We start from the raw sequence: 23,909 nt of genomic DNA, 5'->3' as shown, positions 1-23,909 counted from the left end.
GACGCCGGGCGGGACCAGCACCCGGCCGACCGGCCAAGGTTCCGGCATGGCCAAGGTTCCGGCGTGACGGTCACGGCTTGGGCCCTGCAAGGTCGCCTGTATCCCCCGGCGACATCCCCCGCCGACCGTGGACACCAACCCCGCGTGCCAGGACGACCTTTTCACCGCGCCGCGACCGACCGCTGTTCTGGGGCCATGTCGCCCCGACGACCGTCCCGCCGCGGCGAAGGGATCCGGGCCCGACGCGCCGGACGGACCGCGCCGGACGGACGGCGTCGGACGGGGCGGGGACGCGGCCGCGCTCCGCGGAACTTGAAGATCACTTCATCCGAGCACCGAGCTGCCGGACATATGGCCGGGTCAGAAAACACATGTCCGGTCAAAGGCCGGCAGGCCCGGTCAGCTGGACGAAAGACCGGAAGGGCGCGTCAGGTGGTGGCCTGGGCGGGTTGGCCGCAGGCGACGCCGAGGGCCGCGAGCTTGGCGGCTCCGCCGTCATGGGCGGTGAGCACCCAGGGACCGCGTGGGGTGATGGCGACGGTGTGCTCGGTGTGGGCGGCCAGGGAGCCGTCCATCGTCGAGACCGTCCAGTCGTCCTCGAGCACCTTGGTGTCGGGCGAGCCCATCGTGATCATCGGCTCGATGGCGAGCGCCAGACCAGCGGTCAGCTTGATGCCGCGGCCGGGGCGGCCGTGGTTGAGGATGTGCGGCGGCTGGTGCATCTCCGTGCCGATGCCATGGCCGCCGTAGTTGTCGACGATGCCGTAGCCGAAGGGGCGGATGTGCTGCTCAACGGCGTGGGAGATGTCGGTGAGCTTGCCGCCGAGTTGGGCGGCGGCAAGGCCTCGCCAGAGCGACTCCTCGCAGACCCGGATCATGTCCAGGACCTCGGGCGCCACGTTGCCGACCGGAACGGTGATCGCGGCGTCGCCGTGCCAGCCGTCGACGATCGCGCCGCAGTCGATCGAGATGATGTCACCGCTGCGCAGGACCCGCTTCCTGCTCGGGATCGCGTGCACCACCTCGTCGTTGACCGAGCTGCAGATCGATGCCGGGTACGGCGGGTGCGCGTAGCCCTTGAAGGACGGAATGCCGCCGCCGGCCCGGATGGTCCGCTCAGCGAGCGCGTCCAGATCCGCGGTCGTCACCCCGGGTACCGCGGCCTCGCGCAGCTTGTCGAGGGTCTGCGCGACGAGCAGTCCGGCGACCCGCATCTTGGCGATCTCGGCCGCCGTTTTGATCTGGACGTGTTCTCGTCGCGCCATGCCTGCCCCGGTCTTCGCTTCCAAGTCGGTCCGACGAAGCCGCCTGCCGGCCGACACCGCCTGTTCGGTAACAACACCGTGCCGCTGGTCTGAGTCTGCCTGGGCAGGCCCAACACGCAGCGCGGTTCCCTGAACGACGATAGCCCGCCGCGTCGCGGGCAGCGGCCGACAGATCTTGTCTGTCGCACCGCACCCGAGCCACGACGGGCAGCGAGCGGCTAGGCGCCCCGCAGTGGCCGCTAGGCCCCGTGGTGGCGAAGAGCATCCAGGGCACGCTCGGTGACGTTGTCCACCGGGCCGGTGGCGTCGATACCGATCAGCACGCCACGTTCCGCGTAGTAGGCGACCAGCGGGGCCGTCTGCTCCGCGTACACCTCAAGCCGGTGACGGATCGTCTCCGGGCGGTCGTCGTCCCGTTGGAACAGCGCGCCGTTGCAGCGGTCACAGACGTCCTCGACGGTCGGCGGGTCGAAGTCGACATGCCAGATGTGCCCACACGACCTGCAGGTGCGCCGCCCGGACAGCCGGCGCACCACCTCGTCGTCGTCGACGACGAGTTCGAGAACCACGTCGAGATGGGTGCCCATCGTGTCGAGCATGCCGCCGAGCACCTCGGCCTGCGGGACGTTGCGCGGGAACCCGTCGAGCAGGAACCCCTTGACCGCGTCGTCTTCCGCGAGGCGGTTGCGGACCATACCGATCGTGATCTCGTCGGGGACGAGGTCGCCGGCATCCATGTACTGCTTCGCCTGGACGCCCAGCTCCGTGCCTTCTCGGACGTTCGCACGGAAGATGTCACCGGTGGAGATCTTGGGAATCGACCGCGCCTGAGCGATGAACGCGGCCTGCGTGCCCTTGCCTGCTCCCGGTGGTCCGACCAGTACGAGGCGCACTACCGGAGGAAGCCTTCATAGTTGCGGAGCATGAGCTGGCTCTCGATCTGCTTCACGGTTTCCAGTCCCACCCCCACCATGATCAGGACTGACGTCCCGGCGAACGGGAACGGCTGGTCCTTCGTCAGGTTCAACAACGCGAGCGGAAGAACTGTGATCACCCCCAGGAACAGCGAGCCCGGCAGGGTGATCCGGGAGAGGACGTGATCCAGGTACTCGGCCGTGGGTCGCCCCGGCCGGATCCCTGGGATGAACCCTCCGTACTTCTTCATGTTGTCGGCGACCTCGGTCGGGTTGAACGTGATCGCGACGTAGAAGTACGTGAAGAAGATGATGAGCGCCCCGTAGGCGAGCAGGTAGAGCGGATGGTCACCACGAGACAGGTAACGAGACTCGAAGTCCTGGAACCCCTGGTTGCTCCACACCTGGCCGACCAGCTGCGGGAGCTGCAGCAGCGAGGAGGCGAAGATGACCGGGATGATGCCGGCCTGGTTCACCTTGATCGGCAGATAGGTCGACGTGCCGCCGTACATTCGGCGGCCGATCAGCCGCTTCGCGTACTGCACCGGGATCCGCCGCTGGGACTGCTCGACGAAGATGACGAACACGACGATCGCCAGGCCGAGCAGCAGCACCAGGCCGAAGACGAGGCCGCCGGCGACCTGCAGGATCGAGCTGCCCTGCGAGGGCAGCTGGGCCGCGATCGACGTGAAGATGAGCAGCGACATGCCGTTGCCGACGCCGCGCTGGGTGATGAGCTCACCGAGCCACATGATGACGCCGACGCCCGCGGTCATCGTGATGACGATCGTCACGATCCGGAACAGGCTGGTGTCCGGGATGATCGGGGCCGAGCAGCCGGGGAACAGCCGCCCGCTGCGGGCCAGCGCCACGATGCCGGTCGACTGCAGGATGCCGAGCGCGATGGTCAGGTAGCGGGTGTACTGCGTGATCTTCTGCTCACCCGCGCTGCCTTCCTTCTTGAGCTGCTCGAGACGCGGGATGACCACCACGAGCAGCTGAAGGATGATGCTGGCCGTGATGTACGGCATGATGCCGAGCGCAAAGATCGACAGCTGCAGAAGCGCCCCACCGCTGAACAGGTTGATCAGCGAGTAGACGTTGTTCGCCCCCACGCTCGCCGTGTCCAGGCAGGTGTTGATCGCCTGAGTGGACACCCCCGGCGACGGCATGACGCTGCCGATCCGGAACAGGACGATGATCCCGAAGGTGAATAGCAGCTTCTTGCGCAGGTCGGGCGTGCGGAAGGCCCGCGTAAAGGCGGTGAGCACGGCTCCTCCTGCCGGGGGGAACGACGCGAACGCGGACGGCGCCGGACCGCGAGGGGCGGGTTATCCGGCGGAACGTCCGGACGCCGTGAGGCGACTGTAACAGCACCTGAGGCTCACGAGTCCCGACATGGCACCGGGCGGCGCCCCATCGGGTACCCATGATCCTCTCGGTCGACCGGACCGCCGGCGCCCCGAGACTTATCGGCACCTAAGTCCAGTGTCTACCGAAAGGGGACGGACGCGCGTGCGCCCGTCCCCGATCTCACACTTCGGTGACGCTCCCGCCGACAGCGGCGATCTTCTCACGAGCGGACCCGGAGAACGCGTGCGCGCTCACGTGCAGCGCGACGCCGATCTCACCGTCGCCCAGAACCTTGACGAGCGCGTTCTTGCGGACGGCGCCAGCGGCGACCAGCTGGTCGACGCCGACCTGGCCGCCCTCGGGGAACAGCTCGGCGAGGGTGGCCACGTTCACCACCTGGTACTCGACCCGGAAGCGGTTCTTGAAGCCCTTGAGCTTCGGAACCCGCATGTGCAGCGGCATCTGGCCACCCTCGAAGGTAGCCGGCACCTGCTTGCGGGCCTTGGAACCCTTGGTACCGCGTCCCGCGGTCTTGCCCTTCGAGCCTTCACCGCGCCCGACCCGGATCTTCGGCCGGTTGGCGCCCGGCGCGGGCCGCAGGTGGTGCAGCTTGAGCGCGCGCCCGCGCTCGGCCGCGCCAGCCTCCGCGGCGTCCTTGGTCAATTCCGCCATTTCAGTCCACTTCCTCGACCGTGACGAGGTGCGCCACGGTCCTGATCATTCCGCGGACCTGCGGGGTGTCCTCGCGCTCGGTGGTCGCGTTGATGCGCCGCAGGCCGAGGGTCCGCAGCGTCTCCCGCTGGTTACGCAGGCCGCCGATCTCGGACTTGACCTGGGTGATCCGCAGCGTCGCCATCACGCACTCGCCCCCGCGGCGCGCGCCCGCAGCATCGCCGGCGGAGCCACGTCCTCGAGCGGCAGGCCGCGGCGGGCCGCGATCTCCTCGGGACGAGTCAGCCCGCGCAGCGCGGCCACCGTCGCGTGCACGATGTTGATCGGGTTGGACGAGCCGAGCGACTTCGACAGCACGTCGTGCACGCCGGCGCACTCCAGCACGGCGCGCACCGGGCCACCGGCGATGACGCCGGTACCCGGCGAGGCCGGCTTGAGCAGCACGACGCCCGCGGCCGCCTCGCCCTGGATCGGGTGCGGGATCGTCGCGCCGATCCGCGGCACCTTGAAGAAGTGCTTCTTGGCCTCCTCGACGCCCTTGGCGATGGCCGCGGGCACCTCCTTGGCCTTCCCGTAGCCGACGCCGACGGTGCCGTCCGCGTCTCCGACCACGACGAGCGCGGTGAAGCTGAACCGGCGGCCACCCTTGACGACCTTGGCCACTCGGTTGATCGCGACTACCCGCTCGACGTAGGCGTTCTTCTCCTGCGCCGGGCCGCCTCCCGAGCGGTCCCGGCGCTCACGGCGGTCGGAGCCGCCGGCGCCGCCGCCACGGCGCTGCTGGCCTGGCATCTAGAACATCTCCTTCGTAGAACGCATCAGAAGTCCAGCCCGCCCTCGCGCGCCGCGTCCGCGAGCGCCGCGATCCGGCCGTGGTAGGTACGGCCGCCGCGGTCGAACACGACGGCGGCGACGCCGGCGGCCTTGGCGCGCTCGGCGACCAGCTTGCCGACCTCGCGGGCCTGCGCGGTCTTGTCGCCCTCGGCGCCGCGCAGCGACGTGTCCAGGGTGGAGGCGGCGGCCAGGGTGCGACCGGCGGCGTCGTCGATGACCTGGGCATAGATGTGCCGCGAGGAGCGGGTCACGACGAGACGCGGACGGACCGGGGTACCGGAGACCCGCTTGCGCACTCGGGCGTGCCGGCGCAGCCGGGCAGTCCGCCGCTTGGCGCTGGCGGTGAGGCTCACAGCCATGATCTATCTCCTACTTCCCGGTCTTGCCGACCTTGCGGCGGACGACCTCGCCCTGGTAGCGCACACCCTTGCCCTTGTACGGGTCGGGCTTGCGCAGACCGCGGATCTTGGCAGAGACCTCGCCGACCAGCTGCTTGTCGATGCCGTGCACGACGAAGCGGGTCGGGGTCTGCACCTCGAACCGGATGCCCTCCGGGGCCTTGACCGGCACCGGGTGGCTGTAGCCGAGCGCGAACTCCAGGTCGGAGCCCTTGGCGGCGACACGGTAGCCGACGCCGACGATCTCCAGCGTCTTCGAGTAGCCGGCCGTGACGCCGACGACCATGTTGTTGACCAGCGTGCGGGTCAGGCCGTGCAACGCGCGCGAGTTGCGCTCGTCGTCCGGGCGCTTGACCACGATCTGGCTCTCTTCCCGGTCGACGGTGATCGGCGCGGCGACGGTGTGCGTGAGGGTGCCCTTCGGGCCCTTGACGGTGACCTGCGGGCCGTCGAGGGTCACCTCGACACCGCTCGGTACCTGAATCGGCAGACGGCCGATGCGTGACATCTCGGCACCCCCTACCAGACGAAGGCGAGGACTTCCCCGCCCACGCCACGCTTGTTCGCCTGCCGGTCGGTCAGCAGCCCGGAGGACGTGGAGATGATCGCCACGCCCAGGCCGCCGAGCACCTTCGGCAGGTTGGTCGACTTCGCGTACACCCGCAGGCCGGGCTTGCTGATGCGCTTCACGCCCGCGATCGAACGCTCCCGGTTCGGGCCGTACTTGAGATCGATCACGAGGTTCTTGCCGGGCCCGCCGGCGGCGGGCTCCTCGACGTGCCAGCCGAGGATGTAGCCCTCCTGCTGCAGGATCTCGGCAATGTGCACCTTGATCTTGCTGTGCGGCATCACCACCCGGTCGTGGTACGCCCGGTTGGCATTGCGAACACGCGTGAGCATGTCCGCAATCGGATCGGTCATCGTCATGAGTTGACGCCTTCCTCACGGGGGTTCCCGGCGTCCCTACCGGGCGTCGGGCCTACCGCGACTGGGTGGTGTTACTGACACCGGGGGCTCGACAGGTCGAGCCCCCGGACTACTACCAGCTGCTCTTGGTCACGCCGGGGAGCTCGCCCCGGTGCGCCATCTGCCGCAGGCACACGCGGCAGAGCCCGAACACCCGGTAGACCGAGCGCGGCCGGCCACACCGCTGGCAGCGGGTGTAGCCACGGACCGCGTACTTCGGCTTGCGAGCGGCCTTCTCGACTAGCGCCTTCTTCGCCATGCTTCTAGTTCTCCCGGAACGGGAAGCCCAGCGCGCGCAGCAGCGCCCGGCCCTCGTCATCAGTGGTGGCGGTGGTGACGACCGTGATGTCCATACCGCGCACCCGGTCGATCCTGTCGATGTCGATCTCATGGAAGATCGACTGCTCGGTCACGCCGAACGTGTAGTTGCCGCGCCCATCGAACTGCTTGGGCGAGAGCCCACGGAAGTCACGGATGCGGGGCAGCGCGATCGTGACGAGCCGGTCGAGGAACTCCCACATCCGGTCGCCGCGCAGCGTCACCTTCGCGCCGATCGGCATGCCCTCACGCAGCTTGAACTGCGCGATGGACTTGGTCGCCCGGCGCACGGCCGGCTTCTGGCCGGTGATGGCCGCCAGGTCCCGCAGGGCGCCGTCGATGAGCTTGGCGTCGCGGGCGGCGTCGCCGACACCCATGTTGACGACGACCTTCACGACGCCGGGGATCTGCATGACGTTCGCGTAGCTGAACTGCTCGCGCAGCGCCGGCGCGATCTCCTCGCGGTACCGCTGCTTGAGTCGCGGCACCGCGGGCGCCTCAGTGGTCACAGTCATCTGAGTTCGTCCGATCCCTACAGCTCGGCACCGGTGCGACGCGAGATGCGCACCTTGGTGCCGTCCTCGTTGATCTTGTAGCCGACACGGGTCGGGCGACCGTCGCTCGGGTCCACGATCATGACGTTACTGACGTGGATCGGAGCCTCCTGGGTGACGATGCCACCCGACTGCGAGCCACGGGTCGAGGTCTGGACGCGGGTGTGCCGGGTGACCCGGTTCGCGCCCTCCACGACCACCTTGTTCTCCGCGGGGATGGCCCGGATGACCTTCCCCTTCAGACCGCGGTCCTTGCCGGAGATGACCTGGACCGTGTCGCCCTTCTTGATCTTCATACCGGCCACGGCCTACAGCACCTCCGGCGCGAGCGAAATAATCTTCATGAACTTCTTGTCCCGCAGCTCGCGGCCGACCGGCCCGAAGATACGGGTACCACGCGGGTCCCCGCCGTCCCGGATGAGCACGGCGGCGTTCTCGTCGAACCGGATGTAGGAGCCGTCCGGCCGCCGCCGCTCCTTGGCGGTGCGCACCACGACCGCCTTGACCACGTCGCCGCGCTTCACGCCGGCGCCGGGCAGCGCGTCCTTCACCGTGCCCACGATGATGTCGCCGATACCCGCGTACCGACGACCCGAGCCGCCCAGCACCCGGATGCACAGGATCTCCCGCGCGCCCGTGTTGTCGGCGACCCTCAGGCGCGTCTCCTGCTGAATCACTTCGAGCTCCTGACCCGCTTGCGGCGAATTTCCCAATCACCGTCTGAAGCCGCCGCATCCGGGAGGCTTCGCCATCGTGGCGGGTGCCCCGCCGCGGTCGGCGGCGGGGCACCTCACCTACTACTTGGCCTTCTCCAGCACACGGACGACGCGCCAGCGCTTGGTGGCCGACAGCGGGCGGGTCTCCATCAGGAGCACCCGGTCGCCGACGCCGCACGCGCTTTCCTCGTCGTGCGCCTTGACCTTCTTGGTCCGGCGGATCGTCTTGCCGTAGAGCGGGTGCTGGACCCGGTCCTCCACCGCGACGACGACCGTCTTCTGCATCTTGTCGCTGACCACGAGGCCCTCGCGGACCTTGCGGAACCCCCTGGTGGGGTCGTCCTGGCCCTCAGCGGTCGTGTTCTCGTCTGCCACTGCGCTCACTCCGCTGTCTCGTCGGCCGGGGCGGACGTCGGGTCGACCGTGAGGCCGAGCTCGCGCTCCCGCATCACCGTGTAGATCTTGGCGATGTCACGCCGAACAGCCCGCAGCCGGCGGTTGTTGGAGAGCTGCCCGGTCGCGTTCTGGAACCGGAGGTTGAACAGCTCCTCCTTGGCCTCGCGGAGCTTGTCCACGAGGTCGGCGCCGGACAGCGCGCGCAGTTCGTCCGCGGTGGTCGCGGTCGCCATCACGCACCACCTTCACGGGTCACGAACCGGCACTTCATCGGGAGCTTGTGGATCGCGCGCCGCATGGCCTCGCGGGCCACCGGCTCGGCGACGCCCGACAGCTCGAACATGATCCGGCCCGGCTTGACGTTCGCCACCCACCACTCGGGCGAGCCCTTACCGGAACCCATCCGGGTCTCGGCCGGCTTCTTGGTCAGCGGACGGTCCGGGTAGATGTTGATCCAGACCTTTCCACCACGCCGGATGTGCCGGGTCATCGCGATACGGGCCGACTCGATCTGCCGGTTGGTCACGTACGCCGGCTCGAGCGCCTGAATCGCAAACTCACCGAACGCGATCTTGGTCCCGCCCTTGGCCGCCCCGGTCCGCTTCGGGTGGTGCTGCTTGCGGTGCGCCACCTTACGGGGAATCAGCATTGTCCTACTCCTCCGCCTTCTCCGGCGCGGTCGTCTCCGGCGCGGCCGTCTCGGGGGCGGCCGTCTCGGGGGCGGCCGGCGCCGCGTCCGGGGTGGCCGCCGCGGCGACTACCTCCGGCGTGGCGGTCGGCGCCTCGGCAGGCGCGGCGGCCTCGACGGCCTCAGCGGGCGCGGCGGCCTCAGCCGGCGCGGCGGGCGCGGCGGCGCCTCCCCGGCCCCGACGCTCACCGCGAGCCGCGGCGCGACCTGCCTCGGTGCCGCCCGTGGTCGTCCCGGACGAGCCGGAACGCGGGCCCCGACGCGGCGGGCGCTCCCGCCGCTGCTGGCGCTGCAGCGCCTCCTGCGCCTCGCGCTCGGCGCGGCTCTGCACCACGTCGCCCTTGTAGATCCAGACCTTCACGCCGATCCGGCCGAAGGTCGTGCGGGCCTCGTAGAAGCCGTAGTCGATGTCCGCCCGCAGGGTGTGCAGCGGCACCCGGCCCTCGCGGTAGAACTCCGACCGGCTCATCTCGGCGCCACCCAGGCGACCCGAGCACTGCACCCGGATGCCCTTCGCGCCGCCCTTCATCGCGCTCTGCATCGCCTTGCGCATCGCGCGCCGGAAGCTGACCCGGCTCGAGAGCTGCTCGGCCACGCCCTGGGCGACCAGCTGCGCGTCCACCTCGGGGTTCTTGACCTCGAGGATGTTGAGCTGCACCTGCTTGCCGGTCAGCTTCTCCAGATCGCCACGGATCCGGTCGGCCTCCGCGCCGCGGCGACCGATGACGATGCCCGGCCGCGCGGTGTGGATGTCGACCCGCAGGCGGCCCTGGGTCCGCTCGATGTCGACCCGGCTGATGCCGGCCCGCTCCATGCCCTTGGACATCATCTTACGGATCTTGACGTCCTCGCCGACGTACGCCTTGTACTGCTTGTCGGCGTACCAGCGCGACGTGAACTCCGACGTGATGCCGAGCCGGAACCCGTGCGGGTTGACCTTCTGCCCCACTACCGGGCCCTCCTGTTCTTGGCATCCTCGGCCGGCGCGACGCTCTCCACGACGATCGTGATGTGGCTGGTCCGCTTACGGATGCGGTAGGCCCGGCCCTGCGCCCGCGGACGGATCCGCTTGAGCGTCGGGCCCTCGTTCACGTACGCCTCGCCGACGAACAGCGTGTCCGGGTCGAGACCGTGGTTGTTCTCGGCGTTCGCGATGGCGCTGCGCACGACCTTGTAGACGTCGGAGCTGGCGGCCTGAGGGGCGAACTCGAGAATGTCGAGCGCCTCCTGGGCCGAGCGGCCGCGGACCAGGTCGACGACCCGGCGGGCCTTGGTCGGCGAGACCCGCACGTAACGAGCGGTCGCCTTGGCGCCGGGAAGCCCCGCGCGGGTCAGGCCATCGACGAGATCGTCAGCCACGGCGCGACCTCCGGTCTTCCTTCACGTGGCCGCGGAAGGTCCGGGTCGGGGCGAACTCCCCGAGCTTGTGACCGACCATGCCCTCGGTGATGAACACCGGCACGTGCTTGCGGCCGTCGTGCACCGCGATGGTGTGGCCCAGCATGTCCGGGATCACGGTCGAACGCCGCGACCACGTCTTGATGACGTGCTTGGTGCCCTTCTCGTTCTGCTCGTCCACCTTCTTGAGCAGGTGGTCGTCGACGAACGGGCCCTTCTTCAGGCTGCGTGGCATTGTGTCTCCTCCTCCCTGCTCAGTGGTGGTACTTCTTGGCGGCTACCGCGATCACCGGCGCTTCGCCTTCTTCCGGTTGCTCACGATCAGCTTGTCGCTGGCCTTGCGGGTGGCGCGCGTGCGGCCCTCGGGGCGGCCCTTCGGGTTGACCGGGTGCCGGCCACCGGAGGTCTTGCCCTCACCACCACCATGCGGGTGGTCGACCGGGTTCATCGCCACGCCACGCACGGTCGGGCGACGGCCCTTCCAGCGCATCCGGCCGGCCTTGCCCCAGTTGATGTTGCTCTGCTCGGCGTTGCCGACCTCGCCGACGGTCGCCCGGCAGCGGGCGTCCACCTTGCGCATCTCGCCCGAGGGCATCCTCAGCTGGGCGTACGGCCCGTCCTTGGCGACCAGTTGCACGCTCGCGCCGGCGCTACGGGCGATCTTCGCGCCGCCGCCGGGGCGCAGCTCGACGTTGTGCACCACGGTGCCCGTCGGGATGTTGCGCAGCGGGAGCGCGTTACCCGGCTTGATGTCCGCGCCGACGCCCGAACTGACCACGTCGCCCTGCTTGAGCTTGACCGGCGCGACGATGTAGCGCTTCTCGCCGTCCGCGTAGTGCAGCAGCGCGATCCGCGCGGTGCGGTTCGGGTCGTACTCGATGTGCGCGACCTTGGCCGGGACGCCGTCCTTGTCCCGCCGGAAGTCGATCACCCGGTAGGCACGCTTGTGGCCGCCGCCCTGGTGGCGGGTGGTGATCCGGCCGTGCGCGTTGCGGCCGCCCTTGGAATGCAGGGGGCGGACCAGCGACTTCTCCGGGTGGTCGCGGGTGATCTCGACGAAGTCGGCCACGCTCGCGCCACGGCGCCCCGGAGTCGTGGGCTTGTAACGACGAATTCCCATGATCTAGTCCAGTTCTCCGTTACGCGCCCGGGCCGCCGAAGATCTCGATGGAGTCACCGGGGGCGAGGCTGACCATCGCCCGCTTGGTGGCCTTGCGCTGCCCGTAGCCGTACTTGGTCCGCTTGCGCTTCCCAGGCCGGTTGATGGTGTTCACGTTCAGCACCCGGACGTTGAAGATCTGCTGGACCGCGATCTTGATCTGGGTCTTGTTCGCGTCCGGGCGGACGATGAACGTGTAGACGTTCTCGTCCAGCAGGCCGTAGCTCTTCTCCGAGACGACCGGCTTGAGGATGATGTCGCGCGGATCGGGGATCACTGGTCCGCCTCCTCGGCGAGCTCCGAAGTCTCGGCGTTCTCGGTGCCGGACGCGTTCGCGCGGCCGAGGAACGCGGCGAGGGCGGCCTCGGTGAACACGATGTCGTCGCTGATCAGCACGTCGTAGGTGTTGAGCTGGCCCGGGTCGAGCAGGTGCACCGCCGGGGCGTTGCGCAGGCTCTTCCAGGTCAGCTCGTCGGTCCGCTCCACGACGACCAGCACACGCCGGCTGTCGGCGATCGCCGACAGGCTGGCCAGGGCCGACTTCGTGGACGGCGTGTCGCCGCTGACGAGCGAGGACACGATGTGGATCCGGTTGCCGCGGGCCCGGTCGGACAGGGCGCCGCGCAGCGCCGCGACCTTCATCTTCTTCGGGGTCCGCTGCTCGTAGTTGCGCGGCGTCGGGCCGTGCACGGTGCCACCGCCGGTGAACTGCGGGGCGCGCAGTGAGCCCTGCCGCGCGCGGCCGGTGCCCTTCTGCCGGTACGGCTTCTTGCCACCGCCGCGAACCTCGCCGCGGGTCTTGGTGTCGTGCGTGCCCTGGCGGGCCGCGGCCTGCTGGGCCACCACGACCTGGTGGATCAGCGGGACGTTCACCTGGACGTCGAAGATCTCGCCCGGCAGCTCGGCGGAGCCGGCCTCGCCCCCCGCCGGCGCGTGCACCGTCACGGTGCGCGTCTCGCCGGCGTGGGACTTACGGAACGTGGTGGTCATGCCGAAACCTCAGCCTTCTCCGCGGCGGCCGCCGGCTGGAAGTCGGCCGGAGCCGGCCGCTTCGCCGCGCTGCGCACGAAGACCAGCCCACCGTCCACACCGGGGACAGCGCCCTTGATCAGCAGCAGGCCCCGCTCGGCGTCGACCGCGTGCACGGTCAGGCCGGCGACGGTGACCCGCACATTGCCCATCCGGCCGGCCATCCGCAGGCCCTTGAACACCCGGCCCGGGGTGGCGCAGCCGCCGACCGAGCCCGGCGAGCGGTGCTTGCGCTCGACGCCGTGGCCGGCGCCCAGGCCCTTGAAGCCGTGCCGCTTCATGACACCGGCGAAGCCCTTGCCCTTGGAGGTGCCGGTGACGTCGACGACCTCGCCGGCCGAGAAGACCGAGCTGTCCAGCTCGAGGCCGGTCGAGTAGTTGCCGGCGTCGGCGGTCCGCAGCTCGGCCAGGTGGCGGCGCGGAGTCACGCCGGCGGCGGCGAAGTGCCCCCGGGTCGGCTTGTTGGTCCTGCGGGGGTCGATCTCACCGTAACCGAGCTGCACGGCCGAGTATCCGTCGATGTCCGGGGTCTTCACCTGGGTCACGACGTTGGGACCGGCCTGGATGACGGTGAGCGGTACGACGCGGTTTTGCGCGTCCCAGACCTGGGTCATCCCGAGCTTGGTGCCCAGGAGCCCTCGGTAGTTGCGGTTGAGCATGGCTGCGCCCGGCCCCTCTTACAGCTTGATCTCGATGTCGACACCGGCGGGGAGGTCAAGCCGCATGAGCGAGTCGACCGTCTTCGGCGTCGGGTCAAGGATGTCGATGAGCCGCTTGTGCGTGCGCATCTCGAAATGCTCGCGGCTGTCCTTGTACTTGTGCGGCGACCGGATGACGCAGTAGATGTTCTTCTCCGTCGGCAGCGGCACCGGACCCGCGACCTGCGCCCCGGTCCGGGTCACGGTCTCGACAATCTTGCGCGCCGAGCTGTCGATGACCTCGTGGTCATAGGCCTTGAGCCGGATGCGGATCTTCTGTGCCGCCATGGTGGGCTTCGCCTGTCCTGTCTGTCTCGTCACCCGGGGTACCGCGACCGGGCTACCTGGGCTGTTACCTAGATCGGTCGCCGGGCGTTACCGCTTCTTCTTTGCCCCTCACCGGGCGTTCCGGTTCGGAGGCCATGCACCGGCCGCGGGGCGCGAAGCCCCGCGGCCGGCGGTCCACCAGCAGCCAGCGGCGGGAGGTGAGGCCGGACGCCCTGGGCGCCCCGGCCTCCCCTCCCGCTCGGCTACTTGAGGACCTTCAGGACCTGGCCGGCGCCGACGGTGCGGCCACCCTCACGGATGGCGAACCGCAGGCCCTCCTCCATGGCGATCGGCTGGATCAGCTCGACCGTCATTTCGGTGTTGTCGCCCGGCATGACCATCTCGGTGCCCTCGGGGAGGGTCACGACGCCGGTCACGTCGGTCGTCCGGAAGTAGAACTGAGGCCGGTAGTTGTTGAAGAACGGCGTGTGGCGGCCGCCCTCGTCCTTGTTCAGGATGTAGACCCGGGCCTCGAACACGGTGTGCGGCGTGATGCTCTTCGGCTTCACGACGACCTGGCCGCGCTCGACGTCCTCGCGCTTGATGCCGCGGAGCAGGAGGCCGACGTTGTCGCCCGCCTGGCCCTGGTCGAGCAGCTTGCGGAACATCTCGACGCCGGTGACGGTCGTCGTGGTGGTCTCGTTCTTGATACCGACGATCTCGACGGTCTCGGAGACCTTGACGATGCCACGCTCGACTCGGCCGGTGACGACCGTGCCACGACCGGTGATCGTGAAGACGTCCTCGATCGGCATGAGGAACGGCTTCTCGATGTCACGCACCGGCTCGGGGATGGCCTCGTCGACCGCGGCCATCAGCTCGAGGAGCTTGGCGCCCCACTCCTTGTCGCCCTCCAGCGCCTTGAGCGCGGAGACGCGGACCACCGGCACGTCGTCGCCCGGGAACTCGTAGCTGGACAGCAGCTCCCGGACCTCCAGCTCGACGAGCTCGAGGATCTCCTCGTCGTCCACCATGTCGGCCTTGTTCAGGGCCACCACGATGTACGGGACGCCGACCTGGCGGGCGAGGAGCACGTGCTCCTTCGTCTGCGGCATCGGGCCGTCGGTCGCCGACACGACCAGGATCGCGCCGTCCATCTGGGCGGCACCGGTGATCATGTTCTTGATGTAGTCGGCGTGCCCCGGGCAGTCGACGTGCGCGTAGTGCCGCGCGTCGGTCTGGTACTCGACGTGCGCGATGGAGATGGTGATACCGCGGGCCTTCTCCTCGGGCGCCTTGTCGATCTGGTCGAACGGGGTGAACGGGTTCAGGTCCGGGTGCGCGTCGTGCAGGACCTTGGTGATCGCGGCCGTCAGCGTGGTCTTGCCATGGTCGATGTGACCGATGGTGCCAATGTTGACGTGCGGTTTGGTCCGCTCGAACTTCTGCTTCGCCACGGGTGTCCCTCCAAGGACGGTGGTGTCGTGCTGTGTTTCGTCTTTAGTGAGCTGGGCGGGACTAACCCGTCGCTATTCGCCGCGGGCCTTCGCGATGATGTCCTTCGCGACGTTGCCGGGAACCTCGGCGTAGGAGTCGAACTGCATGGAGTAGTTCGCCCGGCCGGACGTCTTCGACCGCAGGTCGCCGACGTAGCCGAACATCTCCGACAGCGGGACGAGCGCCCGGACGATCCGGGAGCCGCCGCGCTCGTCCATCGCCTGGATCTGCCCGCGCCGCGAGTTCAGGTCGCCGATGACGTCGCCCATGTAGTCCTCGGGCGTGGTCACCTCGACCGACATCATCGGCTCGAGCAGAACCGGGTCGGCCTTGCGGGCCGCCTCCTTGAACGCCATCGAACCGGCGATCTTGAAGGCGAGCTCGGACGAGTCGACATCGTGGTACTGGCCGTCCTGCAAGGTCACCTTGACGTCGACCAGCGGGTAGCCGGCGAGCACGCCGAACTCCATGGCCTCCTGGCAGCCCGCATCCACGCTGGGGATGTACTCCTTGGGGATGCGGCCGCCGGTGACCTTGTTCTGGAACTCGTAGCCGCCGCCGTCACCGCCGGACGGCTCGAGGTCGATGATCACCCGCGCGTACTGGCCGGAACCACCGGTCTGCTTCTTGTGGGTGTAGTCGACCTTCTCGACCTTGCGGCGGATGGTCTCCCGGTAGGCGACCTGCGGGCGACCGACGTTGGCGTCAACGCTGAACTCGCGCTTCATCCGGTCGACCAGCACCTCGAGGTGCAGCTCGCCCATGCCGGAGATGACCGTCTGGCCGGTCTCCTCGTCGGTGCGGACCTGGAAGGTCGGGTCCTCCTCGGCGAGCCGCTGGATGGCGGTGCCCAGCTTCTGCTGGTCGGCCTTCGTCTTCGGCTCGATCGCGACGTGGATGACCGGGGCCGGGAACGTCATCGACTCCAGCACGACCGGTGAGTTCGGGTCGCACAGCGTGTCGCCGGTGGTGGTCTGCTTCAGGCCCACCACGGCGACGATCTGGCCCGCGCCCACGCCGTCCCGGTCCTCCCGGTGGTTGGCGTGCATCTGCAGGATGCGGCCGATCCGCTCCTTGCGGTCCTTGGTGGAGTTGAGCACCGCGGAACCGGACGAGAGCTTGCCGGAGTAGACCCGGATGTAGGTCAGCTTGCCGACGTACGGGTCAGACATGATCTTGAAGGCGAGCGCGGCGAACGGCTCGTCCTCGTTGGCCTCGCGCGCGACCTCGACCTCTTCGCGACCCGGCTGGTGGCCGATGGTCTTGCCGATGTCGGTCGGGCTCGGCAGGAAGTCGACGACGGCGTCGAGCATGGGCTGCACGCCCTTGTTCTTGAACGCCGTGCCGCACAGGACCGGGTTGACCGCGCCGGTGAGGGTGGCGCGCCGGATGGCCGCGACCAGCTCCTCCTCGGTCGGCTCCTCGCCCTCGAGGTACTTCTCCATGAGCTCGTCGTCATTCTCGGCGACGGTCTCGAGGAGCTTCTCGCGCCATTCCTGCGCGGCCTCCTCGTGGTCGCGCGGGATGTCGACGACGTCGTAGGAGGCGCCCTTGTCCTCGGTGTGCCAGATCAGGCCCTTCATGCGGACCAGGTCGATGACACCCTTGAAGTCGGACTCGACGCCCCACGGCAGCTGGACGACGGCCGGAGTCGCGTCAAGCCGGTCAATCATCATCTCGACACAGCGGTGGAACTCGGCGCCGACCCGGTCCATCTTGTTGACGAACGCGATCCGCGGCACGTTGTACCGGTCGGCCTGGCGCCACACCGTCTCGCTCTGCGGCTCCACACCGGCGACCGCGTCGAACACCGCGACGGCACCGTCGAGCACCCGCAGCGAGCGCTCCACCTCGACGGTGAAGTCGACGTGGCCCGGCGTGTCGATGATGTTGATGGTGTGGTCGCGCCACACGCAGGTGGTGGCGGCGGAGGTGATGGTGATCCCCCGCTCCTGCTCCTGCTCCATCCAGTCCATCGTGGCGCCACCCTCGTGGACTTCACCGATCTTGTAGTTCACACCGGTGTAGTAGAGGATGCGCTCGGTCGTAGTGGTCTTGCCCGCGTCGATGTGGGCCATGATCCCGATGTTGCGGGTACTGGCCAGTGCGGCACGTACGTCAGCCATGACAGGTCACCAGCGGTAGTGGGCGAAGGCCTTGTTGGACTCCGCCATCTTGTGGGTGTCCTCCCGGCGCTTCACGCTCGCGCCGAGACCGTTGCTCGCGTCGATCAGCTCGTTCATGAGCCGCTCGGTCATCGTCTTCTCACGCCGGGCCCGGGCGTAGCTCACCAGCCAGCGCAGCGCCAGCGTGGTGCTGCGGCCCGCGCGGACCTCGACCGGCACCTGGTAGGTGGCGCCACCGACCCGGCGGCTGCGCACCTCCAGCGTGGGCTTGACGTTGTCGAGCGCGCGCTTGAGCGTGACGACCGGGTCGTTGCCGGTCTTCTCCCGGGCGCCCTCGAGCGCGCCGTAGACGATCCGCTCGGCGACCGACTTCTTGCCGCTCAGCAGCACCTTGTTGACCAGGGCGGTCACCAGCGGCGACCCGTACACCGGGTCGACGACGACGGTGTGCTTGGGAGCGGGCCCCTTGCGCGGCATCAGCCCTTCTCCTTCTTCGCGCCGTAGCGGCTACGAGCCTGCTTGCGGTTGCGGACGCCCTGGGTGTCCAGCGCGCCACGGACGATCTTGTAGCGAACGCCCGGGAGGTCCTTCACTCGGCCGCCACGCACCAGGACCATCGAGTGCTCCTGGAGGTTATGACCCACACCCGGGATGTACGCGGTGACCTCGATCCCGCTGGAGAGCCGGACACGGGCGACCTTGCGCAGCGCCGAGTTCGGCTTCTTGGGGGTGGTCGTGTAGACGCGGGTGCACACGCCACGACGCTGCGGGCTCCCCTTGAGGGCAGGGGTCTTGGTCTTCTCGACCTTGTCCTGCCGGCCCTTGCGGACCAGCTGCTGGATCGTGGGCAACGCCGCTCCCGTTCCTCTTCCGCTCGTGGTGCTGTTCTCCGGGGGCCTTGGGGGACGCCCCCGGGGCGACCTTCCCGGACCCGACCGCCGGCCAGTGGCCGGTGACCAGGGTTACCCCTACCTCTCACCTGGTGCGCCAGACCGTCGGGACAGCGTCATCTACCTGGGATTCCAGGAGTTCCGCCGACCCACGCGGTCGGGTGTGTCGCGCCTGCCAGCACCGATCGGCCTGGCCGATCCGTCCTGAAAGGAGCGCGCCCATCCAGCCGCCGACAAGGCCGTCGAACCAACCAGCCCTGGTCGAGACGGACCCGACAGTCGCCGACGGCTACCAGCCCGACAGCCGCTCACCGCCGGGTGGCCCGGGGATACCCCGTGGGGTCACCCGCGCTCCGGCGACCGAAGGCACCGCGTCTCGCGACGAGACACTAACCTTTGACGCTCGGTGTCAGTCTGGCGCCACAGCGCCACGTCGAGGCGCAGGACACACGCCAGAGCCACACGGACTCCGGCCACAGGTGGCAACCTTACTCCACGCCCGCATCAAGTGTCGAACCGGAGGTCATCCGCGCCCACGGCCTGTCGGCCGCCCGCCGAGCGTCCGCCGGAGATCCGGGCGGCTTGCCCGCCGGCCTCCAGATGACCATCCCAGTCGTATCGTCGCCGTTGACGCGTCGTGTGCTGGCTATGGGGCCAGCCGCCCGGTCCACTGGTACCGACGTGGGCACCAGTCCTTCAGAGATCGGCGGAGAGGGGGCCGCCGGCTCGCATTGGGCAACCGCTGATCTTCGGTGCCCGGGTCCCGCGCGAGTCATTGTGCCGCTCTGACAGGCTGCCCGGAAGCGAAATGCCAAGGTTGGCACCCGGAAGACACCCGGAGCGACCCCGCCCTCTCCCGCTGACGACGATGGGAGCACGTACAGTGACCACAAGCCCCACCATGGATGCCGTTCACGACACCAACACGGCAACCACGGCAACGGGCGCCGTCGTCGCCGACCCTCGCCGCAAGCCCACCAAGTCGGAACTCCAGGCCGCATATGGGCGCGCTGTCCCGGATCTACTAGCACCGGGGCTGAAGGTGCTGATCTGTGGGATCAACCCGTCGCTGGCGGCCGGGGCAACCGGCTTTCACTTCGGCGGCGCCGCCAACCGGCTATGGGCGACGTTGCACCAGGCCGGCTTCACCGACCGGCAACTGCACCCCTCCGAGACCGACGAGCTGCTCGCCCACGGCATCGGCATCACCAACATCGTCAACCGGGCGACCGCCCGGGCCGACGAGATCGGCCACGACGAGATCCGCGCCGGCGTCGGCGCGCTCACGGCGCTCGTCGACCGGGTCCAGCCCGCCTGGCTCGCCTTCCTGGGCCTCGGTGCCTACCGGGTCGCCTTCGACCGGCGCAAGGCGACCGTGGGCCGTCAGCCCGAGCGTCTCGGTTCGACCGGCGTCTGGCTCCTCCCGAACCCCAGCGGCCTCAACGCCCACTACTCACTGCCAGCCCTGGCCGCCGCCTACCGCGAGCTGCGCGAGACGGCGTACCCGGCCCAGGCCAGCTAACCAGGCATCGACGGGGGTTCGGAGGGCGAGAGGCAAGCCCTCGCCCCGGTGTGGCGGTCTGCTCCCAGCCAGGCGGGGACAACGGAATATCGACATCCCGGCCGGTGATACCCGCGTCGACGGGCCTTCCGGCCTTGGCTACCGCGAAGGCGACGTTGACGGTGCTCTGCCCGTGCCAGACGACCCTCACCTCGGCGACCGCAAGCCTCGGACCAGGATCGCTCATGTCACCTTTTCCTACTCCTGGCTGTCGGTTTCTGGCGGCAGTGCCGGAATCCGGCCGGTAGTCGTCGGCATTGATCGATGACGAGAGGTACCTATCCGAGGCTGAGCTCCAGGCCAGTCCTCGATCCAGTCCTCACGCTGGTCGATTACACGGATGTCGACGGCTCGCCCTTCGGGGTCACGAAGGACATGGTGGCCAGCTTCCAGGGTGAAGTCGATTTCGTCGCGGCGCACCGTGACACCGAGGCGAATCCTTCCCGTCGCGCCCCGCTTTCCGGCCGGATACAGTTCGAAAACGACGCCGCCAGCCAGAGCCGCGGCATAGTGCTCGGGTCCGGAGCCATGACGTTCCCGCGCGAACGACATCCCCAACTTGCCGTAGAAATCAAGACAGGCTGAAATGTCGTCATAGTAGACAACAAAAAGGCCGATCATCGGACCAGGCACTCTTTTAGTATAGCGTGCCGCCGAGGTGAAGATTCACTGCTCCCGCGCCGGGAGTCACCTCCATGGGGGTAACGACCCCGATCCAGTCCCTCGGACTCGCGTTCGGGGCGTGCCCGCGCCTCGGTTGAGGAACCAGCCGGAAAGAATTCCCGCGCTCCATCCCTGATGGCGGCCAGGGTCTCGGCCTCATCCATGACCCCCTCCATTTCGTCGTCCAGCCCGGGGTTGGCTCACCCGGTCCGGCGGTCGCGGCTCGCCGCGGCCGCCGCGCCCCGCATCTGGACGAACGCGGCGAAGCTGACCTCGTCGTGGCTCTCGGCCGGCTCCAGTTTCCGGTGCGCCCCCGCGCCGCAGCGGGGAGAGCGGCGGGCGATGCGGGCCCGGGCCCGGGCGAGCCAGTCCAGCCAGCGCACCGGGTCGTCGGGACGGGCATCGGCCCGGTAGGCGCCCTGCCACGCCAACCACAGGGCGGTGAGCTCCTCGACAAGGTCACCGTGCTGGTACCAGCACGGTGGGATGTCGTCGACGCGGTAGCGGGCGCACAGCCAGCGCACCCACGTGCCCAGCTCGTGCCAGGTATGGCGCAGTTGGTCGGGGGCGAGGTCCTCCCAGCGGAACGGCGCCCCCGCGGCGGTCACCCGCCGCCGCTGTTGCTCGTGCTGCTCGAGAGCGAGGACCCGGTCGACGAGCTGGGAGACGATGTCCATCAGCTCGTCGAGGGACTCACCGCGGCCGGCGAATGCCTCGCCGGTCACGGTGTGGTCGCTCCGTACTGGTAGTAGGCGTCGTGGTCGGCGCGCAGCCGGGCGCCGTCGGGGCGACGCTCGACCTGCCGGAGGTGGATCCAGGTGGGTGGGGCGGAGCGGGGCAGCAGCAGCGCGGTACCGAGCCGGGCGTTGCGGATCTCGCCGGGTTCCAGGATACGGCGGCGACGGGAAGTGACGCTGATCTGGTCGGGTCCGGCGGTGGCGGTGGTCAGCAGTCCACCGCGGGTGGACACGCTGGCGGTGGGTTCGTCGTACTCACCGGAGATCCTGGACAGGTCCTCCAGGTCACGGACGTCGGACAGGCCTGGTAGGACCAGCTTGTAGGTGGCGGCGTCCCACATCGCCTTGGCGGAGTGTTCGCCCCAGGCGCGGCGGGCCTGGTTCAGTGACTGCAGGACGGCCATGAGGAAGACGCCGGAGCCGCCGCCGTAGGAGAACAGGTCGGGGAGGCGGGGCAGGGCGGCGATGTTGGCGACCTCGTCGAGCAGGAGGCCCAGTGGTGGGGCTAGTCGGCCGCCGGCGGCGGTCGCGGCGCGTTGGAGGGCGACTTCGACGATCTCGTCGACGAGCAGGGCGGTGAGCGGGCCGACGGTCTGCTGGGCCGAGGGGGTGCCCAGTACGTAGACGGTGCCCCCGTCGAGCAACGCGGTCGGGTCGAAGCCAGTGCCGGCTGGTGGGCAGGTGGCCTCCAGAACGACCGGGTCCCACAGGCTGGCCAGGGCGATGCGGACCCCGAAGAAGATGTTGGCCTGCATGCGTGGGTCCTCGTTGGAGTAGCGGGCGAGTGTTTCCGCCCAGGCCTGGGTGGCCAGCCCGGCGCGGCGGATGGCGTTGACGGGGGTGGGGTCGGCGGGGTCGGCGGACCAGGCGAGCACGTCACGCATGGAGGCGCCGGTCAGGGCGGCGGCGTGCAGATAGGCGGCGAGGACGATGGCGGAGACCTGTCGCCAGTCCGACCCGTTCTCGGTGCCGGCGCCGACCTGGGCGGCGGAGGCGAGGACCTGGCCGCGGCGCAGCGCGGTGGAGGGGTCGTCGGCGTCGGAGGTGGGGTCCCAGCGCAGTGGCTGGCCGACGAACGGAAGGGGTTCCCAGGGGTTCCACACCCAGACCGGCCCGTGGGCGCGGGCGCGGGCGGCGGCTGTCCAGGCAGCCAGGTCGGGGCGGATGGAGGTCGCCACGGCCGGACCGGGCCAGTCGATGACGGCACCGGCGAGCAGACCGGAGGTCTTGCCCGAACGGGCGGGACCAACGACGAGGCAGCCGTCCTCGACAGTCGTGTGGACCGGGCTTCCGCCCGCGGCCAGGGCGCCGAGCCGGATGGCGGCGTCGGCGGCGGTGGCCCTCGCGCCGAGGTCGGGGCGCAGGTGCGCGGCGCGGGCGGTGACCGCGCGGGCGGAGGCTTCGCGCCGCACCCGCTCGGCGCCGCCCCGCCCGCGGCGCGCCATAAGGATCAGCGTGGCCAGGACGGTGCAGGCAACGATGACGAGGCCCGCGAACAGCAGGTATCCGGCCACGCCGTGCCCGGCGATGCGCACGCAGAACCGCCACAGGCCGTAGACGCTGCCGGCCGCGATGATCCCCAGTGGGATGAGCAGGCTGTCCCCACCGCTGCCCAGGCTGGTGGTGCGCGGTGGGCGTCCGCCGGATCGGATCATCTCAGGCGGCCATCCGTTCGTCGGTGTGGTAAAGCTGGGCCTCGGTGTCGGTGAGGACGAGCTGGACGGGATAGCCGCCAAGGCCGGCGATCTTCCACAGGCCGCGGCCGCGGTCGCCGCCGCCCCAGGAAGCGACGAGGGTTCGTTCGGCGGGGGTGAGGCCGACGGCTTCGGCGAGGTCGGCCAGGGGCCGGGTGTCCTGGGCGAGCAGGACCCGTACGTCGCAGGAGGAGACGAGCTCACGGGCGATGGCGACGGCCTCGGAGCCGGCGGCGCCGACCGCCTCGAAGTCGGCGAGGCGGTGGGTGGCCAGGACCTGGATGGTGCCCTCGGCCCGGGACAGCCGCAGATCAGAGTCGATCTTGCGGACGAAGTCGACGCCAGCGCGCAGCTGCCGCCACACCTCGTCGCGGATGACCATGCGTAGCCGGCCGGGTTCGTCGATGGCGGCCTGCCCCCAGGTCGACAGGCAGGTCAGGCCGACCACCACGGCGTCCTCGCCGCGTTGGGAGAGCCGGGAGATGTCCACGGACTGCATCGGCGCGTCGAAGTCCAGCCGCACGGTGGTGGCGGTGTCGAATATGCCGGCCAGGTTGCGGACCATGCTGCCGAGCGCGTCGGTGACCCGGCGGAACAGGGCGACGAACTCGGCCCGGGAGGCGCAGCGAACGGCGGTGACCAGGGAGTCGGGGGCGTCGAGCAGCACCCGGTGGACGTCGGGGATGGTCGGGTCGGCCAGGGTGGTGGCGGCCCGGTCCTCGCCGGTGGCGACGCGCAGCGCCTCGGCCAGGACCGTCTCGTCCTCCGGTCCCACCTGGGCGCGGGCGCCGACGAGGGTGACGAGCAGCCGCAGCCGGCGGCGGGCGATCTCGGCGAGCCGTTCGGCGAACAGGGCGGGGTCGGCGGGCAGCCGCGCCCCGAGCGGACCGGCGTCCAGCGGGTTGAGGCGGTCGGGCAGCCCGGGGCCGAGCTCGCTGACCGTCCCTCCGACCGCCTGGACCAGCGGCCCGTACTCCCCCTTCAGGTCGCCGAGGACGAGGGTGGACACCCCGAACTGGGACAGCCGTAGCGCCAGCGCCTGACTGGAAAACCCAACGCAACGTGGTCAGGCTCGCGCCCACCGGGGCGCTTGGCCGCTGGTAGGCGTCGGGTGGC

Annotated in this window: 33 protein-coding genes; 1 reads left to right on the top strand and 32 read right to left on the bottom strand. The window is 69.6% G+C overall.

The window, feature by feature from the left end; all coding sequences use genetic code 11:
* Positions 1–428 precede the first annotated feature (428 nt).
* The 28 genes from map to rpsL all read right to left on the bottom strand — a co-directional run bounded on the left by map (position 429) and on the right by rpsL (position 18,099).
* A complete protein-coding gene (gene map, locus I6A81_RS36005; RefSeq protein ID WP_203004548.1) occupies positions 429–1,265 on the bottom strand; it encodes a type I methionyl aminopeptidase in 837 nt (278 codons plus the stop codon).
* Between the two features lie 239 nt (positions 1,266–1,504).
* Complete coding sequence (locus I6A81_RS36000) at positions 1,505–2,158, bottom strand: adenylate kinase (protein ID WP_203004549.1); 654 nt, start codon at positions 2,156–2,158, stop codon at positions 1,505–1,507.
* Positions 2,158–3,450, bottom strand: coding sequence for a preprotein translocase subunit SecY (secY, locus tag I6A81_RS35995; RefSeq protein ID WP_203004550.1), 1,293 nt, complete (start codon positions 3,448–3,450; stop codon positions 2,158–2,160). The genes I6A81_RS36000 and secY overlap by 1 nt, the downstream gene beginning before the upstream one ends.
* 262 nt (positions 3,451–3,712) lie before the next feature.
* Entirely contained in the window at positions 3,713–4,204 is a 492-nt protein-coding gene (rplO, locus tag I6A81_RS35990) for a 50S ribosomal protein L15 (RefSeq protein ID WP_203004551.1), read from the bottom strand.
* Between the two features lies 1 nt (position 4,205).
* Complete coding sequence (gene rpmD, locus I6A81_RS35985; RefSeq protein WP_203004552.1) at positions 4,206–4,388, bottom strand: 50S ribosomal protein L30; 183 nt, start codon at positions 4,386–4,388, stop codon at positions 4,206–4,208.
* Positions 4,388–4,996 (bottom strand): 30S ribosomal protein S5, encoded by a 609-nt coding sequence (gene rpsE, locus I6A81_RS35980; protein ID WP_203004553.1) that lies wholly within the window; start codon positions 4,994–4,996, stop codon positions 4,388–4,390. Before rpsE ends, rpmD begins: the two co-directional genes overlap by 1 nt.
* Positions 4,997–5,022: 26 nt before the next feature.
* The gene (rplR, locus tag I6A81_RS35975) at positions 5,023–5,397 is read right to left on the bottom strand and encodes a 50S ribosomal protein L18 (protein WP_203004554.1); all 375 of its coding nucleotides are present in this window, start codon (positions 5,395–5,397) and stop codon (positions 5,023–5,025) included.
* Positions 5,398–5,407: 10 nt separating this feature from the next.
* Entirely contained in the window at positions 5,408–5,944 is a 537-nt protein-coding gene (gene rplF / locus I6A81_RS35970; RefSeq protein WP_203004555.1) for a 50S ribosomal protein L6, read from the bottom strand.
* Positions 5,945–5,955: 11 nt separating this feature from the next.
* Positions 5,956–6,363 carry a 30S ribosomal protein S8 gene (rpsH, locus tag I6A81_RS35965; RefSeq protein ID WP_203004556.1) on the bottom strand — a complete coding sequence of 136 codons (408 nt, stop codon included), beginning with the start codon at positions 6,361–6,363 and terminating at the stop codon, positions 5,956–5,958.
* A 112-nt stretch (positions 6,364–6,475) separates the two neighbouring features.
* The gene (locus I6A81_RS35960; protein ID WP_006539145.1) at positions 6,476–6,661 is read right to left on the bottom strand and encodes a type Z 30S ribosomal protein S14; all 186 of its coding nucleotides are present in this window, start codon (positions 6,659–6,661) and stop codon (positions 6,476–6,478) included.
* Positions 6,662–6,665: 4 nt separating this feature from the next.
* Positions 6,666–7,235 carry a 50S ribosomal protein L5 gene (rplE, locus tag I6A81_RS35955; RefSeq protein WP_203004557.1) on the bottom strand — a complete coding sequence of 190 codons (570 nt, stop codon included), beginning with the start codon at positions 7,233–7,235 and terminating at the stop codon, positions 6,666–6,668.
* Positions 7,236–7,252: 17 nt separating this feature from the next.
* Entirely contained in the window at positions 7,253–7,570 is a 318-nt protein-coding gene (gene rplX / locus I6A81_RS35950; protein WP_203004570.1) for a 50S ribosomal protein L24, read from the bottom strand.
* Positions 7,571–7,582: 12 nt separating this feature from the next.
* Positions 7,583–7,951: a 50S ribosomal protein L14 gene (gene rplN, locus I6A81_RS35945; RefSeq protein WP_007514830.1), complete on the bottom strand. Its 369-nt coding sequence runs from the start codon at positions 7,949–7,951 to the stop codon at positions 7,583–7,585.
* A gap of 120 nt (positions 7,952–8,071) precedes the next feature.
* A complete protein-coding gene (gene rpsQ, locus I6A81_RS35940) occupies positions 8,072–8,365 on the bottom strand; it encodes a 30S ribosomal protein S17 (RefSeq protein WP_407661436.1) in 294 nt (97 codons plus the stop codon).
* Between the two features lie 5 nt (positions 8,366–8,370).
* Complete coding sequence (rpmC, locus tag I6A81_RS35935) at positions 8,371–8,619, bottom strand: 50S ribosomal protein L29 (protein ID WP_203004559.1); 249 nt, start codon at positions 8,617–8,619, stop codon at positions 8,371–8,373.
* Positions 8,619–9,035: a 50S ribosomal protein L16 gene (gene rplP, locus I6A81_RS35930; protein WP_203004560.1), complete on the bottom strand. Its 417-nt coding sequence runs from the start codon at positions 9,033–9,035 to the stop codon at positions 8,619–8,621. Before rplP ends, rpmC begins: the two co-directional genes overlap by 1 nt.
* A 4-nt stretch (positions 9,036–9,039) precedes the next feature.
* Complete coding sequence (gene rpsC / locus I6A81_RS35925; protein WP_203004561.1) at positions 9,040–10,023, bottom strand: 30S ribosomal protein S3; 984 nt, start codon at positions 10,021–10,023, stop codon at positions 9,040–9,042.
* A complete protein-coding gene (gene rplV / locus I6A81_RS35920) occupies positions 10,023–10,433 on the bottom strand; it encodes a 50S ribosomal protein L22 (protein ID WP_203004562.1) in 411 nt (136 codons plus the stop codon). The genes rpsC and rplV overlap by 1 nt, the downstream gene beginning before the upstream one ends.
* A complete protein-coding gene (gene rpsS, locus I6A81_RS35915; RefSeq protein ID WP_203004563.1) occupies positions 10,426–10,707 on the bottom strand; it encodes a 30S ribosomal protein S19 in 282 nt (93 codons plus the stop codon). Before rpsS ends, rplV begins: the two co-directional genes overlap by 8 nt.
* Positions 10,708–10,758: 51 nt before the next feature.
* Entirely contained in the window at positions 10,759–11,592 is an 834-nt protein-coding gene (gene rplB / locus I6A81_RS35910; protein WP_203004564.1) for a 50S ribosomal protein L2, read from the bottom strand.
* A gap of 19 nt (positions 11,593–11,611) precedes the next feature.
* Positions 11,612–11,908, bottom strand: coding sequence for a 50S ribosomal protein L23 (gene rplW, locus I6A81_RS35905; RefSeq protein WP_203004565.1), 297 nt, complete (start codon positions 11,906–11,908; stop codon positions 11,612–11,614).
* Positions 11,905–12,621: a 50S ribosomal protein L4 gene (gene rplD / locus I6A81_RS35900; protein ID WP_203004566.1), complete on the bottom strand. Its 717-nt coding sequence runs from the start codon at positions 12,619–12,621 to the stop codon at positions 11,905–11,907. Before rplD ends, rplW begins: the two co-directional genes overlap by 4 nt.
* Positions 12,618–13,319, bottom strand: a complete 702-nt coding sequence (gene rplC, locus I6A81_RS35895; protein ID WP_203004567.1) for a 50S ribosomal protein L3 — start codon at positions 13,317–13,319, stop codon at positions 12,618–12,620. The genes rplD and rplC overlap by 4 nt, the downstream gene beginning before the upstream one ends.
* 18 nt (positions 13,320–13,337) lie before the next feature.
* Complete coding sequence (gene rpsJ, locus I6A81_RS35890) at positions 13,338–13,646, bottom strand: 30S ribosomal protein S10 (protein WP_007514815.1); 309 nt, start codon at positions 13,644–13,646, stop codon at positions 13,338–13,340.
* A 242-nt stretch (positions 13,647–13,888) separates the two neighbouring features.
* Positions 13,889–15,082 carry an elongation factor Tu gene (tuf, locus tag I6A81_RS35885; protein ID WP_203007223.1) on the bottom strand — a complete coding sequence of 398 codons (1,194 nt, stop codon included), beginning with the start codon at positions 15,080–15,082 and terminating at the stop codon, positions 13,889–13,891.
* Between the two features lie 72 nt (positions 15,083–15,154).
* A complete protein-coding gene (fusA, locus tag I6A81_RS35880; RefSeq protein ID WP_203007222.1) occupies positions 15,155–17,248 on the bottom strand; it encodes an elongation factor G in 2,094 nt (697 codons plus the stop codon).
* A 6-nt stretch (positions 17,249–17,254) separates the two neighbouring features.
* Complete coding sequence (gene rpsG / locus I6A81_RS35875; RefSeq protein ID WP_203007221.1) at positions 17,255–17,725, bottom strand: 30S ribosomal protein S7; 471 nt, start codon at positions 17,723–17,725, stop codon at positions 17,255–17,257.
* Positions 17,725–18,099, bottom strand: a complete 375-nt coding sequence (gene rpsL / locus I6A81_RS35870) for a 30S ribosomal protein S12 (protein WP_007514810.1) — start codon at positions 18,097–18,099, stop codon at positions 17,725–17,727. The genes rpsG and rpsL overlap by 1 nt, the downstream gene beginning before the upstream one ends.
* 940 nt (positions 18,100–19,039) lie before the next feature.
* On the opposite strand from rpsL, the gene mug reads away from it, so the two are divergent.
* On the top strand, positions 19,040–19,660 hold the full coding sequence (gene mug, locus I6A81_RS35865) for a G/U mismatch-specific DNA glycosylase (RefSeq protein ID WP_203007224.1): 621 nt from the start codon (positions 19,040–19,042) through the stop codon (positions 19,658–19,660).
* A 237-nt stretch (positions 19,661–19,897) separates the two neighbouring features.
* Here the strand turns inward: mug and I6A81_RS35860 are convergent, their stop codons facing one another.
* The 4 genes from I6A81_RS35860 to I6A81_RS35845 all read right to left on the bottom strand — a co-directional run bounded on the left by I6A81_RS35860 (position 19,898) and on the right by I6A81_RS35845 (position 23,802).
* Positions 19,898–20,332, bottom strand: a complete 435-nt coding sequence (locus I6A81_RS35860) for a VOC family protein (RefSeq protein ID WP_203007220.1) — start codon at positions 20,330–20,332, stop codon at positions 19,898–19,900.
* A 230-nt stretch (positions 20,333–20,562) separates the two neighbouring features.
* Positions 20,563–21,087: a hypothetical protein gene (locus I6A81_RS35855; protein ID WP_203007219.1), complete on the bottom strand. Its 525-nt coding sequence runs from the start codon at positions 21,085–21,087 to the stop codon at positions 20,563–20,565.
* The gene (locus I6A81_RS35850; protein WP_203007218.1) at positions 21,084–22,754 is read right to left on the bottom strand and encodes a type IV secretory system conjugative DNA transfer family protein; all 1,671 of its coding nucleotides are present in this window, start codon (positions 22,752–22,754) and stop codon (positions 21,084–21,086) included. The genes I6A81_RS35855 and I6A81_RS35850 overlap by 4 nt, the downstream gene beginning before the upstream one ends.
* Before the next feature lies 1 nt (position 22,755).
* Entirely contained in the window at positions 22,756–23,802 is a 1,047-nt protein-coding gene (locus tag I6A81_RS35845; protein WP_203007217.1) for a hypothetical protein, read from the bottom strand.
* Positions 23,803–23,909: the final 107 nt, after the last annotated feature.

It is taken from the genome of Frankia nepalensis (assembly GCF_016786325.1).
In the GTDB taxonomy this organism is placed as follows: Bacteria; Actinomycetota; Actinomycetes; order Frankiales; family Frankiaceae; genus Pseudofrankia; species Pseudofrankia nepalensis.
The sequence above is the reverse complement of the archived record's forward strand: the minus strand, read 5'-3'. Positions and strand labels throughout refer to the sequence as shown.